This is a genomic window from Rhodococcus aetherivorans (assembly GCF_025722975.1).
Classification (GTDB): Bacteria; Actinomycetota; Actinomycetes; order Mycobacteriales; family Mycobacteriaceae; genus Rhodococcus; species Rhodococcus aetherivorans.
The window spans coordinates 1,814,954-1,832,886 of the sequence record NZ_CP106982.1 but is presented as its reverse complement, the minus strand read 5'-3'; the positions used below and the strand labels follow the sequence as shown (position 1 = coordinate 1,832,886).

General features: G+C 71.9%; 13 protein-coding genes. 7 read left to right on the top strand and 6 right to left on the bottom strand.

Going from position 1 to position 17,933, the window contains the following annotated elements:
- The first annotated feature begins 17 nt into the window (after window positions 1-17).
- Window positions 18-2,657 carry a vitamin B12-dependent ribonucleotide reductase gene (locus tag OCS65_RS08385; protein WP_029545378.1) on the top strand — a complete coding sequence of 880 codons (2,640 nt, stop codon included), beginning with the start codon at window positions 18-20 and terminating at the stop codon, window positions 2,655-2,657.
- 88 nt (window positions 2,658-2,745) lie between these two features.
- On the opposite strand, the gene OCS65_RS08380 is transcribed toward OCS65_RS08385, so the two are convergent.
- Complete coding sequence (locus OCS65_RS08380) at window positions 2,746-3,126, bottom strand: VOC family protein (RefSeq protein WP_029545379.1); 381 nt, start codon at window positions 3,124-3,126, stop codon at window positions 2,746-2,748.
- 86 nt (window positions 3,127-3,212) lie between these two features.
- Between OCS65_RS08380 and OCS65_RS08375 the strand changes: the two genes are divergently transcribed.
- Together OCS65_RS08375 and OCS65_RS08370 are read left to right on the top strand one after the other, a co-directional pair.
- Entirely contained in the window at window positions 3,213-3,593 is a 381-nt protein-coding gene (locus OCS65_RS08375) for a nuclear transport factor 2 family protein (RefSeq protein ID WP_006945477.1), read from the top strand.
- A gap of 92 nt (window positions 3,594-3,685) precedes the next feature.
- Window positions 3,686-4,783, top strand: coding sequence for a CaiB/BaiF CoA transferase family protein (locus tag OCS65_RS08370; RefSeq protein WP_029545380.1), 1,098 nt, complete (start codon window positions 3,686-3,688; stop codon window positions 4,781-4,783).
- Between the two features lie 70 nt (window positions 4,784-4,853).
- Here the strand turns inward: OCS65_RS08370 and OCS65_RS08365 are convergent, their stop codons facing one another.
- Together OCS65_RS08365 and yczR are read right to left on the bottom strand one after the other, a co-directional pair.
- Window positions 4,854-8,333, bottom strand: a complete 3,480-nt coding sequence (locus OCS65_RS08365) for a serine/threonine-protein kinase (RefSeq protein ID WP_251549558.1) — start codon at window positions 8,331-8,333, stop codon at window positions 4,854-4,856.
- Window positions 8,334-8,457: 124 nt separating this feature from the next.
- Entirely contained in the window at window positions 8,458-9,921 is a 1,464-nt protein-coding gene (gene yczR, locus OCS65_RS08360; RefSeq protein WP_006945460.1) for a MocR-like transcription factor YczR, read from the bottom strand.
- Between the two features lie 66 nt (window positions 9,922-9,987).
- On the opposite strand from yczR, the gene OCS65_RS08355 reads away from it, so the two are divergent.
- Complete coding sequence (locus OCS65_RS08355) at window positions 9,988-10,527, top strand: methylated-DNA--[protein]-cysteine S-methyltransferase (protein WP_006945458.1); 540 nt, start codon at window positions 9,988-9,990, stop codon at window positions 10,525-10,527.
- A gap of 19 nt (window positions 10,528-10,546) precedes the next feature.
- On the opposite strand, the gene OCS65_RS08350 is transcribed toward OCS65_RS08355, so the two are convergent.
- Window positions 10,547-11,836 (bottom strand): adenylosuccinate synthase, encoded by a 1,290-nt coding sequence (locus OCS65_RS08350; RefSeq protein WP_006945457.1) that lies wholly within the window; start codon window positions 11,834-11,836, stop codon window positions 10,547-10,549.
- 264 nt (window positions 11,837-12,100) lie between these two features.
- Between OCS65_RS08350 and OCS65_RS08345 the strand changes: the two genes are divergently transcribed.
- Window positions 12,101-12,751: a hypothetical protein gene (locus OCS65_RS08345; RefSeq protein WP_029545383.1), complete on the top strand. Its 651-nt coding sequence runs from the start codon at window positions 12,101-12,103 to the stop codon at window positions 12,749-12,751.
- 68 nt (window positions 12,752-12,819) lie between these two features.
- Here the strand turns inward: OCS65_RS08345 and OCS65_RS08340 are convergent, their stop codons facing one another.
- On the bottom strand, window positions 12,820-13,770 hold the full coding sequence (locus OCS65_RS08340) for a helix-turn-helix transcriptional regulator (protein WP_065922253.1): 951 nt from the start codon (window positions 13,768-13,770) through the stop codon (window positions 12,820-12,822).
- A gap of 63 nt (window positions 13,771-13,833) precedes the next feature.
- Between OCS65_RS08340 and OCS65_RS08335 the strand changes: the two genes are divergently transcribed.
- Together OCS65_RS08335 and OCS65_RS08330 are read left to right on the top strand one after the other, a co-directional pair.
- Window positions 13,834-14,301 (top strand): pyridoxamine 5'-phosphate oxidase family protein, encoded by a 468-nt coding sequence (locus OCS65_RS08335; protein WP_006945450.1) that lies wholly within the window; start codon window positions 13,834-13,836, stop codon window positions 14,299-14,301.
- 421 nt (window positions 14,302-14,722) lie between these two features.
- Complete coding sequence (locus OCS65_RS08330) at window positions 14,723-16,867, top strand: catalase (protein WP_065922252.1); 2,145 nt, start codon at window positions 14,723-14,725, stop codon at window positions 16,865-16,867.
- A gap of 92 nt (window positions 16,868-16,959) precedes the next feature.
- Here the strand turns inward: OCS65_RS08330 and OCS65_RS08325 are convergent, their stop codons facing one another.
- A complete protein-coding gene (locus OCS65_RS08325; protein ID WP_006945447.1) occupies window positions 16,960-17,856 on the bottom strand; it encodes a glucose 1-dehydrogenase in 897 nt (298 codons plus the stop codon).
- Window positions 17,857-17,933 lie beyond the last annotated feature (77 nt).

The window sequence follows — 17,933 nt, the reverse complement described above, 5'->3', positions numbered from 1 at the left end:
CGCACCTGGAGGACGCGATGGACGTCGCAGAACCGAACCTCGAGTCGGACACCGGACGGTTCTTCACCACGGCCGGCGTCGACCCGGCCGACGAGGTGGACTGGCAGCGGCGCGACGCCCGCATCGTCCACCACGGCACCGGCGCGGTCGTGTTCGAGCAGCGCGACGTCGAGTTTCCCGCCGCCTGGTCGCAGATCGCCACCGACATCGTCACGCAGAAGTACTTCCGCGGCACCCTCGGCACCGAGGCGCGGGAACGCTCGCTGCGCGACGTCGTCGCCCGCATCGTGGACACCGTCACCGCGTGGGGTGCGGCCGACGGTCATCTCGACGACCCGGAGGCGTTCGCCGCCGAGCTGACGTACCTGATCCTCACGCAGCGGGCGTCGTTCAACAGCCCCGTGTGGTTCAACATCGGGGTGCCCGGCACCCCGCAGCAGGCCAGCGCGTGCTTCATCCTGTCGGTCGAGGACAGCATCGACTCGATCCTCGAGTGGTACCGCCAGGAGGCGGTGATCTTCAAGGGCGGGTCCGGGGCGGGCGTGAACCTGTCGCGCATCCGGTCGTCGGCCGAACCGCTGGCGGGCGGGGGTACCGCGTCGGGTCCGGTGAGTTTCATGCGCGGCGCGGACGCGTCGGCGGGCACCATCAAGTCCGGCGGCAAGACGCGCCGGGCCGCGAAGATGGTGATCCTCGACGTCGACCATCCCGATATCGAGGAGTTCGTCGACTGCAAGGCGATCGAGGAACGCAAGGCGCGGGTGCTGGCCGCGGCCGGCTTCGACATGGGACTCGACGGTCGCGACATCCATTCGGTGCAGTACCAGAACGCCAACAACTCGGTGCGGGTGACCGACGAGTTCATGCAGGCCGTCGCCGACGGCGCCGAGTGGCCGCTGCGCGCGGTGGCCACCGGGGCGACGGTGCGCACGGTGCCGGCCCGCGAACTGCTGCACCGCATCGCGGCCGCGGCGTGGGAGTGCGCCGATCCGGGCCTGCAGTTCGACACCACCATCAACCGCTGGCACACCGCGGCCGCGACGGGCCGGATCAACGGCTCGAATCCGTGCTCGGAGTACATGCATCTGGACGACTCGGCGTGCAACCTGGCGAGCTTGAACCTGCTGACGTTCCTGCGCGACGACGGCACGTTCGACGTCGCCGGGTTCCGGCACGCCGTCGCGGTCGTGCTCACCGGCCAGGAGATCCTCGTCGGCCGCGCCGACTATCCCACCGACCGCATCGCGCGGACCTCGCGCCGGTTCCGGCAACTCGGCCTCGGCTACGCCAATCTCGGGGCGTTGCTGATGGCCCTGGGGCTGCCGTACGACAGCGACGCCGGACGGGCGTACGCCGCGGCGCTCACCGCGCTGATGACCGGGCACGCGTACGCGGTGTCGGCACGGCTCGCGCGCCGGCTCGGGCCGTTCGACGGATTCGCCGAGAACCGGGAGCACACCCTGGCGGTGCTGGCCCGTCATCGCGGTGCCGTCGACGACATCGACGAACAGGTCGCGCCCGCCGACGTTCTCGCCGCGGCGCGGGAGGACTGGGACACCGCGTGCGCCCTCGCCGCCGAACACGGGGTACGCAACAGCCAGGTGACGGTCCTCGCGCCGACCGGCACGATCGGCCTGGCCATGGATTGCGACACCACCGGCATCGAACCCGATCTGGCCCTGGTGAAGACGAAGAAGCTGGTGGGCGGCGGGACGCTGTCCATCGTCAATCGCACGGTGCCCCGGGCATTGTCGCGGCTCGGTTATCCCCCGGACAAGGTGGCCGAGCTGATCACCCACATCGACACGCACCGCACCGTCGTCGGCGCGCCGCAGTTGCGGCCCGAGCATCTGCCGGTGTTCGCGACGTCGATGGGAGACAACGTGATCGAGCCGCGCGGCCACGTCCTGATGATGGCCGCGGTGCAGCCGTTCCTGTCCGGCGCGATCTCGAAGACGGTCAACCTGCCGGAGTCGGCGACGGCGGCCGACATCGAGGAACTGTTTCTCGACGCGTGGCGGCTCGGGCTCAAGGCGATCGCGGTGTACCGCGACAACTGCAAACTGGGCCAACCGTTGTCGGCCACGGCGGCCCCGGCCGCGACGGCCCCGGCGCCGCGGCGGGAACGGCTGCCCCGGCTGCGCCGGTCGCGCACCTTCGAGTTCCGCGTCGCGGACTGCAAGGGCTTCGTCACCGTCGGCCAGTACGACGACGGCCGTCCGGGCGAGATGTTCCTGCGGGTGGCCAAGCAGGGCTCGACCCTGGCCGGAATCATGGACGCGTTCTCGATGGCGGTCAGTTACGGCCTGCAGTACGGGGTTCCGTTGCGCACGTTCGTCAACGCGTTCACCAGCACGCGGTTCGAGCCGGCGGGCATCACCGACGATCCGGACCTCCGGATCGCGACGTCGATCCTGGACTACATCTTCCGGCGCCTGGCAGTGGAGTACCTCGACGCGGACGAGCGGGCCGAACTCGGCATCCGCACCGGTGCCGAGCGCAGCGCGCCCGTCTTCGACGACGCGGTGGCCGACACCCGGCAGGGTCGTGCGCGCCGAAGCGACGCGCCGTACTGCATGCAGTGCGGGGTGCAGATGCAGCGCTCGGGTTCCTGCCACGCCTGTCCGTCGTGCGGCAGCACCAGCGGGTGCAGCTGACGCGGTCGCGGTTGCGCTGAGGGGGACGTGGTCGCGGCATCACGCGAGTGGCGTCGACGAGAACCGCCCCCTCGCGGCCACGTCGACCCTAGCCGGTGGCCTCCATCAGCGACAGCACGTTTCCGTGGGGGTCGCGGAACCACGCGACCCGCATGCCCTCGGGCGACGTCCACGCGTCGTGTTCGTCCTGGGCCATGCCGTTGTACCGGACGAATTCGACGCCCTTGGCGCGCAGCGCTTCGACGGTCTCGTTCAGGTTCGGTACCCGCCACCCCAGGGCGGTGTAACCGGTATCGGCGCGGGACTGCACCAGCGTCACCCGCACGGGCGAGCCGCCGCCCGCGTCCAGAATCAGCGTGAAGTGGTCCCGGGACAGCTTCTCGAAGCCGAGGGTGTCGACGTAGAACATCTCCGAGATGTCGAGATCGGTACTGGGCAGGAAGCTCACGAGCTGACCGCGGATCGTCATGGGAACCACTGTGCGCCTCACCCCGCGGCCAGGCAAGGTTGCGGCAACCCGTGCGTGGCGGGTCCGGGGTACTAGCATCTGCTCGTATGAGCACCTCCGAGATCGCGACCGTCCTGGCCTGGCACGACGCTGTCAATTCCAACGACATCGAGACCCTGCTGGCGTTGTCGAGCGACGACATCGTGCTCCCCACCGGGGACGACGACGAGGATCAGGGCCTCGACGAGCTGCGGGAGTGGGCGACGACGGCGGGCGTGACGTTCCGGCCCGGCCGGATGTTCGTGCACGAGGGGATCGTCGTGGTCGAGGAGACCGCCACGTGGGCGGCCGATCCGGAGCACCCGCGCAGTGAGGCGATCGCATTCCGGGTGGTGGGCGACCATGTCGTCTCGGTGTACCGGCACGACACCCTCGAGGAGGCGTTCGAGGCCACCCGGCTGAACGAGGGGGATCTCTACGAGGGATAGGCGACGTGCCGTGACCCCCGGCACATTCTAGCGATCGCTAAGGTAGCCTCCTCGTGGAATGGTCCCAACGCACCCCGAGTGAGGTTCGACGAGTGTCCGCTGAAGCTGTTGAGAAGAAGGGTCCGCTCGCGGGTATCCGCGTCGTCGAGTTCGCGGGACTCGGCCCCGGCCCGCACGCCGCCACCCTGCTCGCCGATCTCGGCGCCGACGTCGTGTGCGTGCAGCGGCCGGGCCTGATCCCGCCCGCCGGTCACCGCGACCAGATCCAGCGCGGCCGCCGCGTCGTCGAGGCCAACCTGAAGGATCCCGAGCAGGTCGAGAAGGTCCTCGGGCTGATCGAGCGCGCCGACGTCCTCATCGAGGGCTTCCGCCCGGGCGTGACCGAGCGCATGGGGCTCGGCCCGGACGTCGCGCTGGCCCGCAACCCGCGCCTGGTCTACGGGCGGATGACCGGCTGGGGCCAGGAGGGCCCGCTCGCCCACGCCGCCGGCCACGACATCAACTACATCTCCCTGACGGGCGTGCTGCACGCCATCGGGCGCAAGGGTGAGCGGCCGGTGCCGCCGCTGAACATGGTCGGCGACTTCGGCGGCGGCTCGATGTTCCTGATCTTCGGCATCCTCTCCGCCCTCGTCGAGCGTCAGAGTTCCGGCAAGGGGCAGGTCGTCGACGCCGCGATGGTCGACGGCGCGCTGGCGCTCTCGCACATGATGTGGGCGTTCCGCGGCCGCGGCGTGTGGTCGGACGAGCGCGGTGTGAACCTCCTCGACACCGGCGCGCCGTTCTACGACGTGTACGAGACCGCCGACGGCAGGTACATGGCCGTCGGTTCCATCGAGCCGCAGTTCTACGCGCTGCTGCTGCAGGGCCTCGAGCTCGATCCGGCCGAGCTGCCGCAGCAGCTCGACACCTCGGCGTGGCCGCAGATGAAGAAGCTGTTCACCGAGAAGTTCCTGTCCAAGACCCGCGACGAATGGGCCGCGATCTTCGACGGCACCGACGCGTGCGTCTCCCCCGTGCTCACGTTCGGCGAGGCCCCGGCCAACCCGCACATCGCGGCCCGCGGCTCGCTGATCGAGCTCGACGGCGTCACCCAGCACGCCCCCGCGCCCCGGTTCTCCCGTACCCCGGCGGGCCCGCCGGCCCCGCCGGCCGGCGAGGCCACCGACGTCGACTCCGTCTGGCGCTAGGCAGCGGAGCTGCCGGTGTGTCCTTTGGGCTGCCCTGGCGACCCGAAGGACACACCGGCGCCGCAGGCGCCTACAGGAGGTGCACGGCGCCCGTGTCGACCGCGTCCAGCAGGAACGCCGGGGACACGTCCGGGCGACCGGCGCGGCCCCTGCCCGCGGTGAGCTCGTCCGCGAGCCGGCGCGCGACGTCGAGCACGAGCGGGCCGCCGTCGGGCAGGAACCGGAGCAGACCCGCCTGTTCGCACCGCGCGGCGACGGAGGCCAGCAGGGTCGCCGCTTCCTCGTCGTGCCCGGCCGCGGCCAGGCAGGCCACCTCGAGCCGCTCCGCGCGCAGCAGCCTGCGCGCCCGGCGGCTGCCGCGCAGCAGTTGCACCCACTCGCCGGCCCACCGGCACGCCAGCTCGGTGTTCTCCGGCGTGGGATCGGCGAGCAGCCCCCGGATGGCCGTGGCCTCCTCGAGCTGCGCGGTCCACGCCGCCGTGCCGTGGTCGGGGCGCGGCCGCGTCCCGTAGGCGACCGGCTGCTGCCGCGGCGCCGACGGCAGCGGCCCGAGACCGAGCCGGACGCGTTCGTTCTCGACGGCCGCCGCGAGCCGCTCCAGGTTCATGGCGGCGGCCGCACGGGCGCCGTCCGCCAGTCGCGACACCACCGCCTCGCGGTCGCCGCGCACGGCCTTGAGCCGGGCACCGACGACGTACCGCGAGATCTTGAAATCCACGACCCCGCCCTCCGAGCCGAGGGCGAAGCCGTCGTCGAGCAGCCGCTCGGCCTCGTCGAGCTCGCCCCGCTCGTAGAGCAGCTCACCGAGGATCGACCCGGCCAGCACCGCGGCCGACGAGTGCCGGCCGCTGCCGCGCCGCGCCGCGCGCAGTCCCGCGCGGAAATGCTCCTCGGCCCCGGCGACGTCGAGCTGTTCGACCGCGGCCAGCCCCAGCAGGGCGCGGGCGTGCATGGTGTTGTAGGGGCCCTCGTTGAGTTCGTGGTACGGCTGCGCCACCTGCTGCAGCCGAACCACCTCGTCGTAGTCGGCCCGGTAGACCGCGGCGAACGTGGCGACGTTGAGCCCGGACGAGATCACCAGCGGCGGCAGGGTGGCGGCGCGGGCCAGGCAGTGCTCGACGAGATCGTCGGCGCGTTCCAGGCGGTCGCAGCGCAGGGCGACGATGCTGCGCACGACCTCCACCTCGACGGCGATGTCGGCCGCCTCCTCGGCGTTCACACCGTCGGCCGCGACCGCCGCCTCGACCACGTCCAGCGCGTGCAGCGCCGGCGCCGAGCGGTGCAGCAGGATGTTCCCCCAGGCGATCGACAGCTGCAGGCGGATCCGGCCCGCCACGGCGCGGCGCGGCAGCTTGGCGACGAGCCCGAGCAGCGTGGTGGCGTGCCCGTGCTCGATCATCCGGCGCCCGTTCTTCTCGACGAGGTCGACGGCGCGGTCCTCGTCGCCCGCGGCGAGGGCGTGGTCGACCGCCTCGCCGACCATCGCATGGCCCTCGTACCACTCGGACGCGGTCCGGTGCAGGGCCGGGACGCGCTCCGGGTGCTCGCGTTCGAGCCGCTGCCGGAGGAACTCGGCGAACAACGGCTGATATCCGAACCAGCGGCCGTCCTCGTCGATCCGGTGCAGGAACAGGTCCCGGTCCTCGAGGTCCTCGAGCAGGGCCTGACCACGTTCGTGCCCGGTGAGCGCGGTGGCGAGGCTGCCGCAGATGCGTTCGGTCACCGCGGTGGTGAGCAGGAACTCGACGTCGTCCGGGGGCAGCGACTCGAGCACGTTCTCGGCGAGGAAGTCGCCGATCGCCCGGTGCCGGCCGGACAGGTGGGAGATCAGTTCCCCGGGGTCCTCGCGTCCGCGCAGCGACACCGCCGCGAGCTGCAACGCGGCCGCCCACCCGTCGGTGGCGGCGGTCAGGTCGGCGACCTCGTCGTCGTCGAGGTCCAGCCCGGCGAGGTCGACGAGGAAGGTCCGCGCCTCGGACTCGTCGAATCGCAATGCCTCGTAGTCTATTTCGACGAGCTCGTCGCGCACCCGCATCCGGCTCGTCGGCAGTCCCGCGCGGGTCCGGCCGACCACCACGAGCTGCATGTGGTGGCAGCCGTTGTCGAGCAGGAAGGCCATCGCGGCGATCGTCGCGGGGTCGTCGACCCGATGCCAGTCGTCGATGATGACGACGAGTCGTTCACCGGCCCTGTGGATCTCGTCGATGAGTGAGGTGAGCACGTAACGTTCGGCCTCGTCGCCGTGTTCGTCGAGCACCTGGCCGAGCTCGCGGGCCAGCGAGGGCCGCACCTGCCGGATCGACTCGACGAGGTGGGCCAGGAACCACACCACGTTGTTGTCGTCGTGGTCGACGTTGAGCCACGCGACGGGCACGTTCCTCTCGGTGAGCGCGTAGCGCCACTGCAGGGCCAGCATGGTCTTGCCGAATCCCGGCGGGGAGTGGATGACGGTCAGTTTCCGGCGCTGCTCCGTGTCGAGGACGGCGAGCAGGCGCCGTCGCGGCACGAGCCGGCGTGTGGTCGACGGCGGACGGAACCGGGTCGCCGGCACCGGCGGGGTGGTGGCGCGCACGCCGGACCGGTAGGTGCTCCGCCGCTCCGACACGGACGGCGACGGAGGGTGACCGGGCTCCGAGCCCGGCTCGAGTTCCCCGGCTACCGGCAGCTCGTCCACCGGCAGACCCTCGTCGGCCTGCACCTCGCGCAGCAGCTCCCCGAACTCGGCGGCGGTCGCGGGCCGGGCCTGCGGGTCCACCGACATGGAACGCTCGATCGCCGAGGACAATCCGTCCGGGACGCCCTGCTCGCGCAGGTCCGGAACGGGCTGGGTGGTCACCCGCACGAACTGCGCCACGACCCGCTCGCCGCTGCGCCGTTCGAATGCCGCGTGCCCGGTCAGCGCGCAGAACAGCGTGGCGCCGAGGCTGTAGACGTCCGATGCGGGGGTGGGCACGCGGCCGCTGAGCACCTCCGGGGCCGTGAACGCCGGCGACCCGGTCACCTCACCCGCCACCGTCTCGAAGCCCCCGCTGATGCGGGCGATCCCGAAGTCCGTGAGCTGCGGCTCGCCGAACTCGGTGAGCAGGATGTTGGCCGGCTTGACGTCGCGGTGCAGGATGCCGACGCGGTGGCCGGTCTCGAGGGCGCCGGCCAGCTTGATGCCGATCCGCACCACCTCGGCCCACGGGATGGGCCCGGAGCGGCGCAGTTGCGCGTCGAGCGAGTCGCGCGGGTGGTACTGCATCACGAGGTACGGGCGCCCGGATTCGGTGGTGCCGACCTGCAGGACGTTGACGATGTTGGGATGCCCGGACAGCCGTCCCATGGCGCGCTGCTCACGCAGGAAACGCTCGAGGTTGTCGGTGTCCATGTGGGAGGTGAGGACCTTCACCGCGACGGGGCGATCGAGTGCGGTCTCGTAGCAGCGGTAGACGACACCGAATCCGCCGCGCCCGATCTCCCGCGCGTCGTCGAACCCGGCGGCGGCGAGTTCGGCAGCGAGGTCGAACCCGATGTCGCGCTGCGTCGCGTACGGATCCTTTTCGGCCACAGTCGTTCTCGCATCCGTCCGAAGTGGCGGCTCGCGGACGGCCACAACGGCATGACCGCCCGTGCGTACCCCTCGAGCATAACGCCGCGGACCGGTTCCCGGGCCCCGTCCGGCCACCTCCGAATCAGACCACGAGGTGTGGTTCCGCGAGGTCCCGGCCGCGGGCGAGCGCGTCGTACGCCGACGCCACGGACGCCACCGCCCGGCGCACCTCGTCGACCTCCCGCGCGTACGGCAGCCGGAGGAAGCGCTCGAACGCGCCTTCCACGCCGAACCGCGGTCCGGCGGCGAGGACCACACCGTGATTCGGGGCGGTCGCCGCGAGGGCCGTCGACACCGGCGTGGGCATCCGCACCCACAGCGACATCCCGCCCGGCCCCACCGTGTACTTCCAGTCGGGCAGGTGCTCGCCGAGCGCGCCGAGCATCGCCGCCCGGCGGCGGCGCAGCTGTCCGCGCCGCCGCTCGAGCAGGTCTTCGACGTCGCCGAGCAGGTGCGCCGCGGCGAGCTGCTCCATCACCGGCGTGCCGAGGTCGACGGCGGAGCGTGCCCCCACGAGCCGCGTGATCAGGGACCGGTCGGCACGGATCCAGCCCACCCGGAGCCCGCCCCACAGGGACTTCCCGGTGGATCCCACCGTCACGACGGACCGGTCCGCGCCGTACGAGGCGACCGCGGGGGGTGGTGGGGTGTCCAGCCACAGGTCCACCATCGTCTCGTCCACGACGAGCGTCATGCGGGTCTCCTGGGCGATCCGGACGAGTTCGGCCCGGCCCTGTGCGCCCATGCACAGCCCGGTGGGGCTGTGGAAGTCCGGGATCAGGAACGCCATTCGCGCCGCCGTCTGCCGCGCGGCGCTGCGCAGGCCCTCGAGGTCCCAGCCGGCGTCGGCGCCGCCCTCGGGCCGCACCGGCACCACGACCGGCCGCGCCCCGTGCCGCCGGATCGCCTCGAGCGCATTGGGATACGTGGGATGGTCGACGATCACGCGGTCGCCGGCGTCGGTGAGCACGCCGAGCAGCAGGCGCAGCGCGTGCTGCGCGCCGGAGGTGACCATGATCTGGTCGGCGTCCGTGGGCAGCCCCCGCTCCCGGTAGCGCCGCGCGATGACCTCGCGCAGCGGGGCCACGCCGATCGGCTCCATGCCGTGCGAGTCGAGGTAGGCCGGCACCGAGCGCAACGCGGCCGCGTAGGCGGACTCGATCTCGGCGGCGGGCGCGGGCATGGACGCGTAGCTCAGATCCACGGTCTCGGGCGCCCGGGCGGGACCGGGACCGCCCGCCCGCGCCGGGGCGGCGGTCCGGCCCGACGGCAGCGCGACGGTGCTGCGCGCGCCCTGCCGGCTGCGCAGGTAGCCGGCCTCGCGCAGCGCCGTGTACGCGGAGGTGATGGTGGTGCGGCTCAGGGCCAGCGCGGCGGCGAGCTCGCGTTCGCTGGGCAGCGCCACCCCCAGGGGGACGCGGCCGTCGTGCACCAGCAGGCGGATTCCGTCCGCGAGGGCCCGGTACGCGGGCCGCCGATCGGCGGTGTCCTGCCAGTTGCCGAGGTCGCGGGCCAGGGAGCCGGCGCCGATCGCACGCGTGATCACCGGTCCAGTATCGCAGTCCAGTCGGTGAAGTGGTCGCCCGTCCCCGGTCCAGTCCATACTGGCGACGTGACCACCCTCGGCTACACCCTCTTCGACACCGCCGTCGGCACGTGCGGGCTCGTGTGGTCCGCAGCCGGCATCGTCGGCCTGCAACTGCCCGAGACCGCACCTGAGCCGACGCGCGACGAACTGCTCGAGCGGTTCCCGGACGCGGTCGAGCGCCCGGCCCCGGCCGCGGTGCAGCCCGTGATCGAGGCCGTCACCGCGCATCTCGCCGGCGCCCCGGACGACCTGCGCTGGGTTCCGGTCGACTACCAGAACGTGTCCGAATTCGACACCGCGGTCTACGAGTTCGCGCGCACGATCGGCCCCGGGACGGTGGCGACCTACGGCGAGGTCGCCACCCGGATCGGTCGGCCGGCCGGAGCGCAGGCCGTCGGACAGGCCTTGGGACGCAACCCCGTTCCGCTCGTCGTGCCGTGCCACCGGATCCTCGCCGCGGGCGGCGGCATCGGCGGCTTCTCCGCACCCGGAAGCACCGTCACGAAGCGGGAGCTGCTCGCGCTCGAGCACGCCCCCGGCTTCGACGATCCGACCCTGTTCTGACGGGCAGCCGCAGCGGGTTTCAGCCCAGGATGTCGCGCCGCACGATCGTCTGGTCGCGGCCCGGGCCGACGCCGATGCACGACATGCGCGCGCCCGAAAGCTCCTCGAGCCGCAGCACGTAGTTCTGTGCGTTCTTCGGCAGGTCCTCGAAGGTGCGGGCGTCGGAGATGTCCTCCCACCAGCCGGGCATCTCCTCGTAGATCGGCGTGGCGTGGTGGATGTCGGTCTGTGTCATCGGCATTTCGTCGACGCGGACCCCGTCCACCTCGTAGCCGACGCAGATCGGCACGGTCTCGAGGCTCGACAGCACGTCGAGCTTGGTGAGGAAGAAGTCGGTGATGCCGTTGACGCGGGTCGCGTAGCGGGCGATCACGGCGTCGAACCAGCCGCAGCGCCGGGCCCGGCCGGTGGTGACGCCGACCTCGCCGCCGGTCTTGGCCAGGTAGGCGCCGTGCTCGTCGAACAGTTCGGTCGGGAACGGGCCCGAACCGACGCGGGTGGTGTAGGCCTTGAGAATGCCGAGCACCGTACCGATCCGGTTGGGGCCGATGCCCGACCCGACCGCCGCGCCGCCGGCCGTGGGGTTCGACGACGTCACGTACGGGTAGGTGCCGTGGTCGACGTCGAGCAGAGTACCCTGCGAGCCCTCGAGCAGGACCGTCTCGCCGGCCTCGAGGGCCAGGTTCAGGCGCAGCCGGGTGTCGGCGATGCGATGCTTGAAGCCCTCCGCCTGGCCGAGCACCTCGTCGACGACCTGCTGCGGGTCGAGGGCCTTGCGGTTGTAGATCTTCGACAGCACCTGGTTCTTGAACTCCAGGGCGGCCTCGACCTTGTGGGTGAGGATCTTCTCGTCGAGGACGTCGGCGACGCGGACGCCCACGCGGGCGATCTTGTCCTGGTAGCACGGGCCGATGCCGCGGCCGGTGGTGCCGATCTTCTTGGCGCCGAGGAAGCGTTCGGTGACCTTGTCGATGGCCACGTGGTACGGCATGATCAGGTGCGCGTCGGCGCTGAGCAGCAGGTTCGTGGTGTCGACCCCGCGGTTCTCGAGACCGGCCAGCTCGTCGAGCAGCACGCCCGGGTCCACGACCACGCCGTTGCCGATCACGTTGGTGACGCCGGGAGTGAGGATGCCGGAAGGGATCAGGTGCAGCGCGAAATTCTCCCCGTTGGGGAGGACGACGGTATGGCCGGCGTTGTTGCCCCCCTGGTAGCGCACCACCCACTGCACCCGGCCACCGAGCAGATCGGTGGCCTTGCCCTTGCCCTCGTCGCCCCACTGGGCGCCGATCAGGACGATTGCCGGCATTTCGCTGTCTCCTAGGGTGTCGACGTGCGGGCGCCCTCCGCCTGCAGGGTTCTGCCGTCACAGAACAGAAGCCGGGGGGACAGTCTAGCGGACCACGCGCGCGGCGCTGCCTCCGGCGTCCGCCGGTCGCCGCCCCGCCTGCGACGGGGACCGAGAATCCGCCCGACTCACCGTGCCACGTTCGGGCGCCCGGCGGCGGGGCCCGTCGTGACTAGAGTGAACGGAGCATCGTCGGCCGCGAGAGGAGTGCTCTTGACCCCCGTTGTGCTCAAGTGCGGTGACGCCCCGCTGCCGTTGACATTGACGTCCCTGACCACGTTGACCGCCCCCGTGCTTCCCGGCAAGGACGACTTCGAGGACGTGTTCGCGCATCTCGAGTCGGTCGAGGATCCCCGGCTCGTGGTGGTGGGCGGGGATGCCGCCTTCGCCGCAGCGCTGACCCGGATGATGCGCACGGAGCGGCTCGGCATCGAACTGGCCTACGTGCCCGAGCGGCGCACCCCGGCCGCCGAGGCCTACGGGCTGCGGTTCGGGTCCAAGGCCGCGACCGTCGCCCTGCAGGGCGTGGCCCGGCCGGTGCCGCTCATCCGCGACGACGCCGGCATCGCCCTCGTCGGGCGTGCCCTCGTCGAGGGTGAGGTCGGCGAGCTCGTCGGCGAGGCGTACGTGGACGACACCCGCCTGTTCAGCGGGGTCGCCCCGGGCGTGCGGATCGAGCCGATCCCCGACATGCCGGGACTGCGGGCCGCGATCGACCGGCCGCGCTGGTTCGGCGGCTACCGCTGGGTGACCGGACGCGCCGTCCAGCTCGGCTCGCCCGGCGCCCTGCTCACCCGCGACGGGGTGGCCAATCCCCGGGCGGTGAAGCGATCCACGTTCTACCGGCACGAGCACAAGTGGAAGCTGGTGCGCTGAGCCGTCCGCTCACACCGCTGCACCACGAGAGCCGTTCGCGCAGAACGCCTGTCGCCTTCGATCCGACGTCACGAGTTGCACCGGGCCAGCGTCTCGCCGGCGCCGCGGAGGGCGGCCCTCAACGACCGCGGGGCCACGACCTCGACCCCGCCGCCGAGGGCGAGGAGCTGGTCGAGCGCCACCTCCTCGGTCTCGAGCAGCAGGTCCACCCGAACCCGCCCGTCCGCGTCCGGCGGGCCCGGCTCGACGGCGGCGGCGTCGGCGCCCACCACGCGGGGCAGGCGCCGCCACGCGGCCGGGGTGAGGCGGACCGTGCAGGCGAACGTACGCAGGGCCCGGTCGAACTCCGCCGCGGACGCCGCCCAGTAGGCGGGCAGGTCGAATCCGCCGGGGCGGTGCGCGGGAGCGTCGAGCACGTCGGCGGACGCGATGCGCCCGACGCGGTAGGTGCGGACGTGACCGGTGTGGGCGGCGACGAGGTACCAGACCCCGGCCTTGGCGACGAGCCCGAGCGGGTCGAGGGTGCGGGCCACGGTCCGGCCGCCGCGCCGGTAGCGGATGTGCAGGCGGCGCTCGTCGAACACGGCGGACGCGACCCCCGGCAGGTGCGTGTTGTCGCCCGGTGCGGCGAACCAGCCTGGGACGTCGACGTGTACCCGGTCGCGCCACGCCTGGGCGGCGCTGCGCAGGGTGACCGGCATGGACCCGAGCAGCTTGCCGCGTGCCGCCTCGAGCTCCACCCCGAGGTCGGCGGCGAGGGTGGGCACCCCCAGCAGCATCAGCGCGGCGCTCTCGTCGCTGGTGAGCCCGCTCAGCCGGGACTGCCACCCGTCGAGCAGGCGGATGCCGCCACCCGGCCCGCTCTCGGTCCACACCGGGACCCCCGCGGCGGACAGGGCACCGACGTCGCGGTACACGGTGCGCACCGACACGCCGAGGTCGTCCGCGAGTTGCCGCGCGGTCAGGCCCGCGCTGCCCTGGAGCCGGAGCATCATCGCGAGCAGACGTGCCGATCGCATGTCCGCAGCCTACGCGGAAAACACTGACATCGGATGTCAGTGATACGGGGGCATGCTGGGTCCATGACCACATGGGACGAGTTCTCCGAGCAGGCACCGGATCTGGCGAAGGCGATCGCCGCACGACTGCAGGCGCACAAGCATCACGTCCTGGCGACGGTGCGACGGGACGGGTCGCCCCGCGTCAGCGGGACGGAGGTCGAGATCGTCGGCGGCCGGCTGGTGCTCGGCTCGATGCCGGGCGCGCGGAAAGCGCGCGATCTGCAGCGCGATCCGCGCTACGCCCTGCATTCGAATCCCGGGCACCACTCGATGACAGGGGGCGACGCGAAGGTCGCCGGCCGGGCCCGGGAGCTGCACGACGAGGAGAAGGCAGCCGTGCTCGCCGCCTACCCGGAGGAGGTGCCGCCGGGACCGATGCACGTGTTCGAACTCGGCCTGGCCGAGGCGGTGCTCACGTCGGTGGACGGGGAGCACCTGTACGTGGACCTGTGGCGGCCCGGTGCCGCGGTCGAACGCTTCACCCGCTGACCGGCCGGAGCTGCCGTTTCGACCCGCCGGTCGGCCCGGCACGCCGAGGGAGTTCGGCGCCCCGGGCTGTCGAGTTCAACCCGGGGCACCTTGGCCGGCCCGCATCCGGACTACGAGACGGCCCTGAACCGTTGTGCCCACTGACGCGCGGTCGAAACCTCCGGCCCCGAATACGTCCGCCCGCCGGGCATCCGTTCTCGTCGCCCCGTCGGGCGAAGTGTGGGATCCCCGCCGAAGGGGTACCCGCCCGTGGTGGCCGGCCACCGCGCGTGGCCGGCCGCAGACGTTGTCACGGGCGGGGTGGGTCGCCACCCCGGCGCACGCCGAGACCCGACGCGCCGGCCGATGTTTGGAAACGGGCGTGCGGGGCAACTCGGCCGAGACGTGAACGTCACCCGTCTCGACCGAACGGAGCATCGCAGTGTTCGAGAAGAATCCGCCGGTTCCCGGCTCACCCGCCGGTTTCGAGGTCCCGGTCGAGGAACCCACCACCCCGACGGACCCGCCACCGGCCAAGCCCGACCAGCGTGAACCCATCCCGGTCACTGCCACCGGCACCCCCGAAGACCTGCCCGACGGCGCGCGCGGGCCCCAGGGCCGGTACCTCACCACCGCGCAGGGCGCGCGGCTGACGGACACCGACCACTCCCTCAAGGCCGGTCGGCGCGGCCCCACCCTGCTGCAGGACCACCACTTCCGCGAGAAGATCACCCACTTCGACCACGAGCGCATCCCCGAGCGGGCGGTGCACGCCCGCGGCGCCGCGGCCCACGGCGTCTTCCGGGCCAACGGCGCCGCCTCGAAGATCACCCGTGCCGGGTTCCTGCAGAAGGGCGCCGAGACGCCCGTGTTCGTCCGCTTCTCGACCGTGCTCGGCTCGCGCGGCTCCGCCGACACCGTCCGCGACACACGCGGCTTCGCGACGAAGTTCTACACCGAGGAGGGCACGTTCGACCTGGTCGGGAACAACATCCCGGTGTTCTTCATCCAGGACGCGATCAAGTTCCCCGACGTCGTCCACGCGGCCAAGCCGCACCCGGACCGGGAGATCCCGCAGGCGCAGAGCGCACACGACACGTTCTGGGACTTCGTCTCGCTCCACACCGAGGCCACCGCCCACACCCTGTGGAACATGTCCGACCGCGGCATCCCCCGCTCCTACCGGATGATGGAGGGCTTCGGCGTCCACACCTTCCGCATGGTCAACGCCGACGGTGAGACGTCGCTGGTGAAGTTCCACTGGAAGCCGCGCCTGGGGGTGCACTCGCTGGTGTGGGAGGAGGCGCAGCTGCTCGGCGGCATCGACCCGGACTTCCACCGCCGCGACCTCGCCGACGCGATCGAGGCCGGGGCCTACCCGGAGTGGGATCTGGGCGTGCAGGTCTTCCCCGACACCCCGGAGCAGACGTTCGAGGGCATCGACCTGCTCGATCCCACCAAGATCGTCCCCGAGGAGCTCGCGCCGGTCCAGCTGATCGGGACGATGCAGCTCAACGCCAACCCGACCAACTTCTTCGCCGAGACCGAACAGGTGGCCTTCCACCCCGGGCACCTCGTGCCGGGTATCGACGTCACCGACGACCCGCTGCTGCAGGGCCGGCTGTTCTCCTACCTCGACACCCAGATCAGCCGGCTCGGCGGGCCCAACTTCGGTCAGCTGCCCATCAACCGGCCGCATGCGCCCGTCAACGACATGCTGCGCGACGGCATGCACCAGACCGGTATTCATCCCGGGGCGGCCCCGTACCGGCCCAACTCGCTCGGGGCCGGCTGCCCGTTCCTGGCCGGCGCCGAGGAGGCCGCGTTCATCGACGTGCCGGCACCCATCGCCGCCGCGGTCAAGGAACGCGCACAGCCGAGTTCGTACGACGACCACTTCTCGCAGGCGCGACTGTTCTACATCAGCCTGTCCGAGGTCGAGAAGCAGCACGTGGCCGACGCCTACAGCTTCGAACTCGGCAAGTGCTTCGAGCAGGCGATCAAGGAGCGGGCCCTGCGCGTGCTCGCGAACATCGATGCCGGACTGTGCGCCACCGTCGCGGCCGGCCTGGGGCTGCCGGCACCGGAGCCGACGGTGGCCCTCGCCGGTGAGCCGCTGCGCAGCGAGGCGCTGTCCCAGGTCGGTGCGACCTGGCCGATCGAGGGCCGGATGGTCGGCATCGTCGCGGACGACAGCGCCGACGTCGCCGAGGTCGCCAAGGCCGTCGCCGCGGTGGCCGCCGCGAAGGCCGTGCCGCTGGTGATCGGCCCGCACGGCGGCAAGCTCGACGGCGGCCGCAAGGAGGTGCCGATCTCGCGGACCTTCGCCACGGCCCGGTCCGTCGAGTACGACGCGCTGCTGCTCGCGAGCGCCCCGGCCGATCCGCGCGTGCGCGTCCTGGTCGACGAGACGTTCCGGCACTGCAAGGCGCTCGGCACGTGGGGCGCCGGCACCGAGGCGCTCGAGCACGCGGCCGTCCACCCCGAAGCCCCGGGTGTGGTCACCGCCGACGATCCGGAAGCGGTGGTCACCGGGATCGTCGACCTGCTCGGCGCCCACCGCGTGTGGGAGCGGGCCCAGGCCTGACCCCCCGCGCGTCCCCCGCCTGGGATGGTGGCCGAATGTCACACCGCTTCGATTGGATTGAACGCGTGTGACATTCGGCCACCACGGGCGTGTCAGGAGAAGGGCTTGCCGCCGGTGACGGCGATGACCTCGCCGGTGATGTAGCTCGACTCCTGCGAGGCGAGGAAGACGTACGCCGGCGCCAGTTCGGCCGGTTGCCCGGGGCGGCCGAGCGGGACGTCGTCACCGAAGGACTCGAACTTCTCCCGCGGCATGGTGGCCGGGATCAGCGGCGTCCAGATCGGGCCCGGGGCAACGGCATTGACCCGGATTCCCCGCTTCGCGACGTCCGCCGCCAGCCCCTTGGTGAAGTCGACGATGCCGGCCTTGGTCGTGGCATAGTCGAGCAGTTCCGGCGAGGGGCTCGTCCCCTGGATCGACGACGTGTTGATGATCGTCGAGCCCGGCTCCATCACCCCGACCCCGAACTTGCACAACCAGAACAACGCGTACAGGTTCGTCTTCAGCACGCGATCGAACTGCTCGGTCGTGATGTCGGCGATCCCGTTCATCTGCACCATCTGGAACGCCGCGTTGTTCACCAGGATGTCCAGGCCGCCGAGTTCGCGCACCGCCGTGTCGACCAGGTGCCGGCAGTGTTCCTCGGCGCGGATGTCACCCGGCACCGCGACGGCGCGCCGGCCCGCGTCCTCGATCCACCGCACGGTGTCGCGGGCGTCGTCCTCCTCGGACTCGAGATAGCTGAGGACGACGTCGGCGCCCTCACGGGCGAAGGCGATTGCGACGGCCCGGCCGATCCCGGAGTCGGCACCGGTGATCAGCGCCCGCCGGCCCTCGAGCCTGCCGCTGCCGCGATAGGTCTGCTCGCCGTGGTCGGGTGCCGACACCATGTCGGACGTGAGGCCCGGATATTCGAGCTCGGGTTGCCGCTCGCGATCCGGTGCCGGGTACTGGTCGACCGGATTGCGGGGCCGGTGCTGGTCGGTCATGGTTCCTCCCTCGAGGTCTGCGGGCGAGTGCCGGCGGCCCCGGACGGGGACCGCCGGGTCCGGCCGGTGCATACCCG

Coding starts and splice junctions, on each gene's coding strand:
- OCS65_RS08350 (WP_006945457.1), bottom strand. CDS start 11,836: ATGCCGGCAATCGTCCTGATCGGCGCCCAGTGGGGCGACGAGGGCAAG.
- OCS65_RS08325 (WP_006945447.1), bottom strand. CDS start 17,856: ATGACCGACCAGCACCGGCCCCGCAATCCGGTCGACCAGTACCCGGCA.
- OCS65_RS08385 (WP_029545378.1), top strand. CDS start 18: ATGGACGTCGCAGAACCGAACCTCGAGTCGGACACCGGACGGTTCTTC.
- OCS65_RS08375 (WP_006945477.1), top strand. CDS start 3,213: ATGAGCACCTCCGAGATCGCGACCGTCCTGGCCTGGCACGACGCTGTC.
- OCS65_RS08335 (WP_006945450.1), top strand. CDS start 13,834: ATGACCACATGGGACGAGTTCTCCGAGCAGGCACCGGATCTGGCGAAG.
- OCS65_RS08380 (WP_029545379.1), bottom strand. CDS start 3,126: ATGACGATCCGCGGTCAGCTCGTGAGCTTCCTGCCCAGTACCGATCTC.
- OCS65_RS08340 (WP_065922253.1), bottom strand. CDS start 13,770: ATGCGATCGGCACGTCTGCTCGCGATGATGCTCCGGCTCCAGGGCAGC.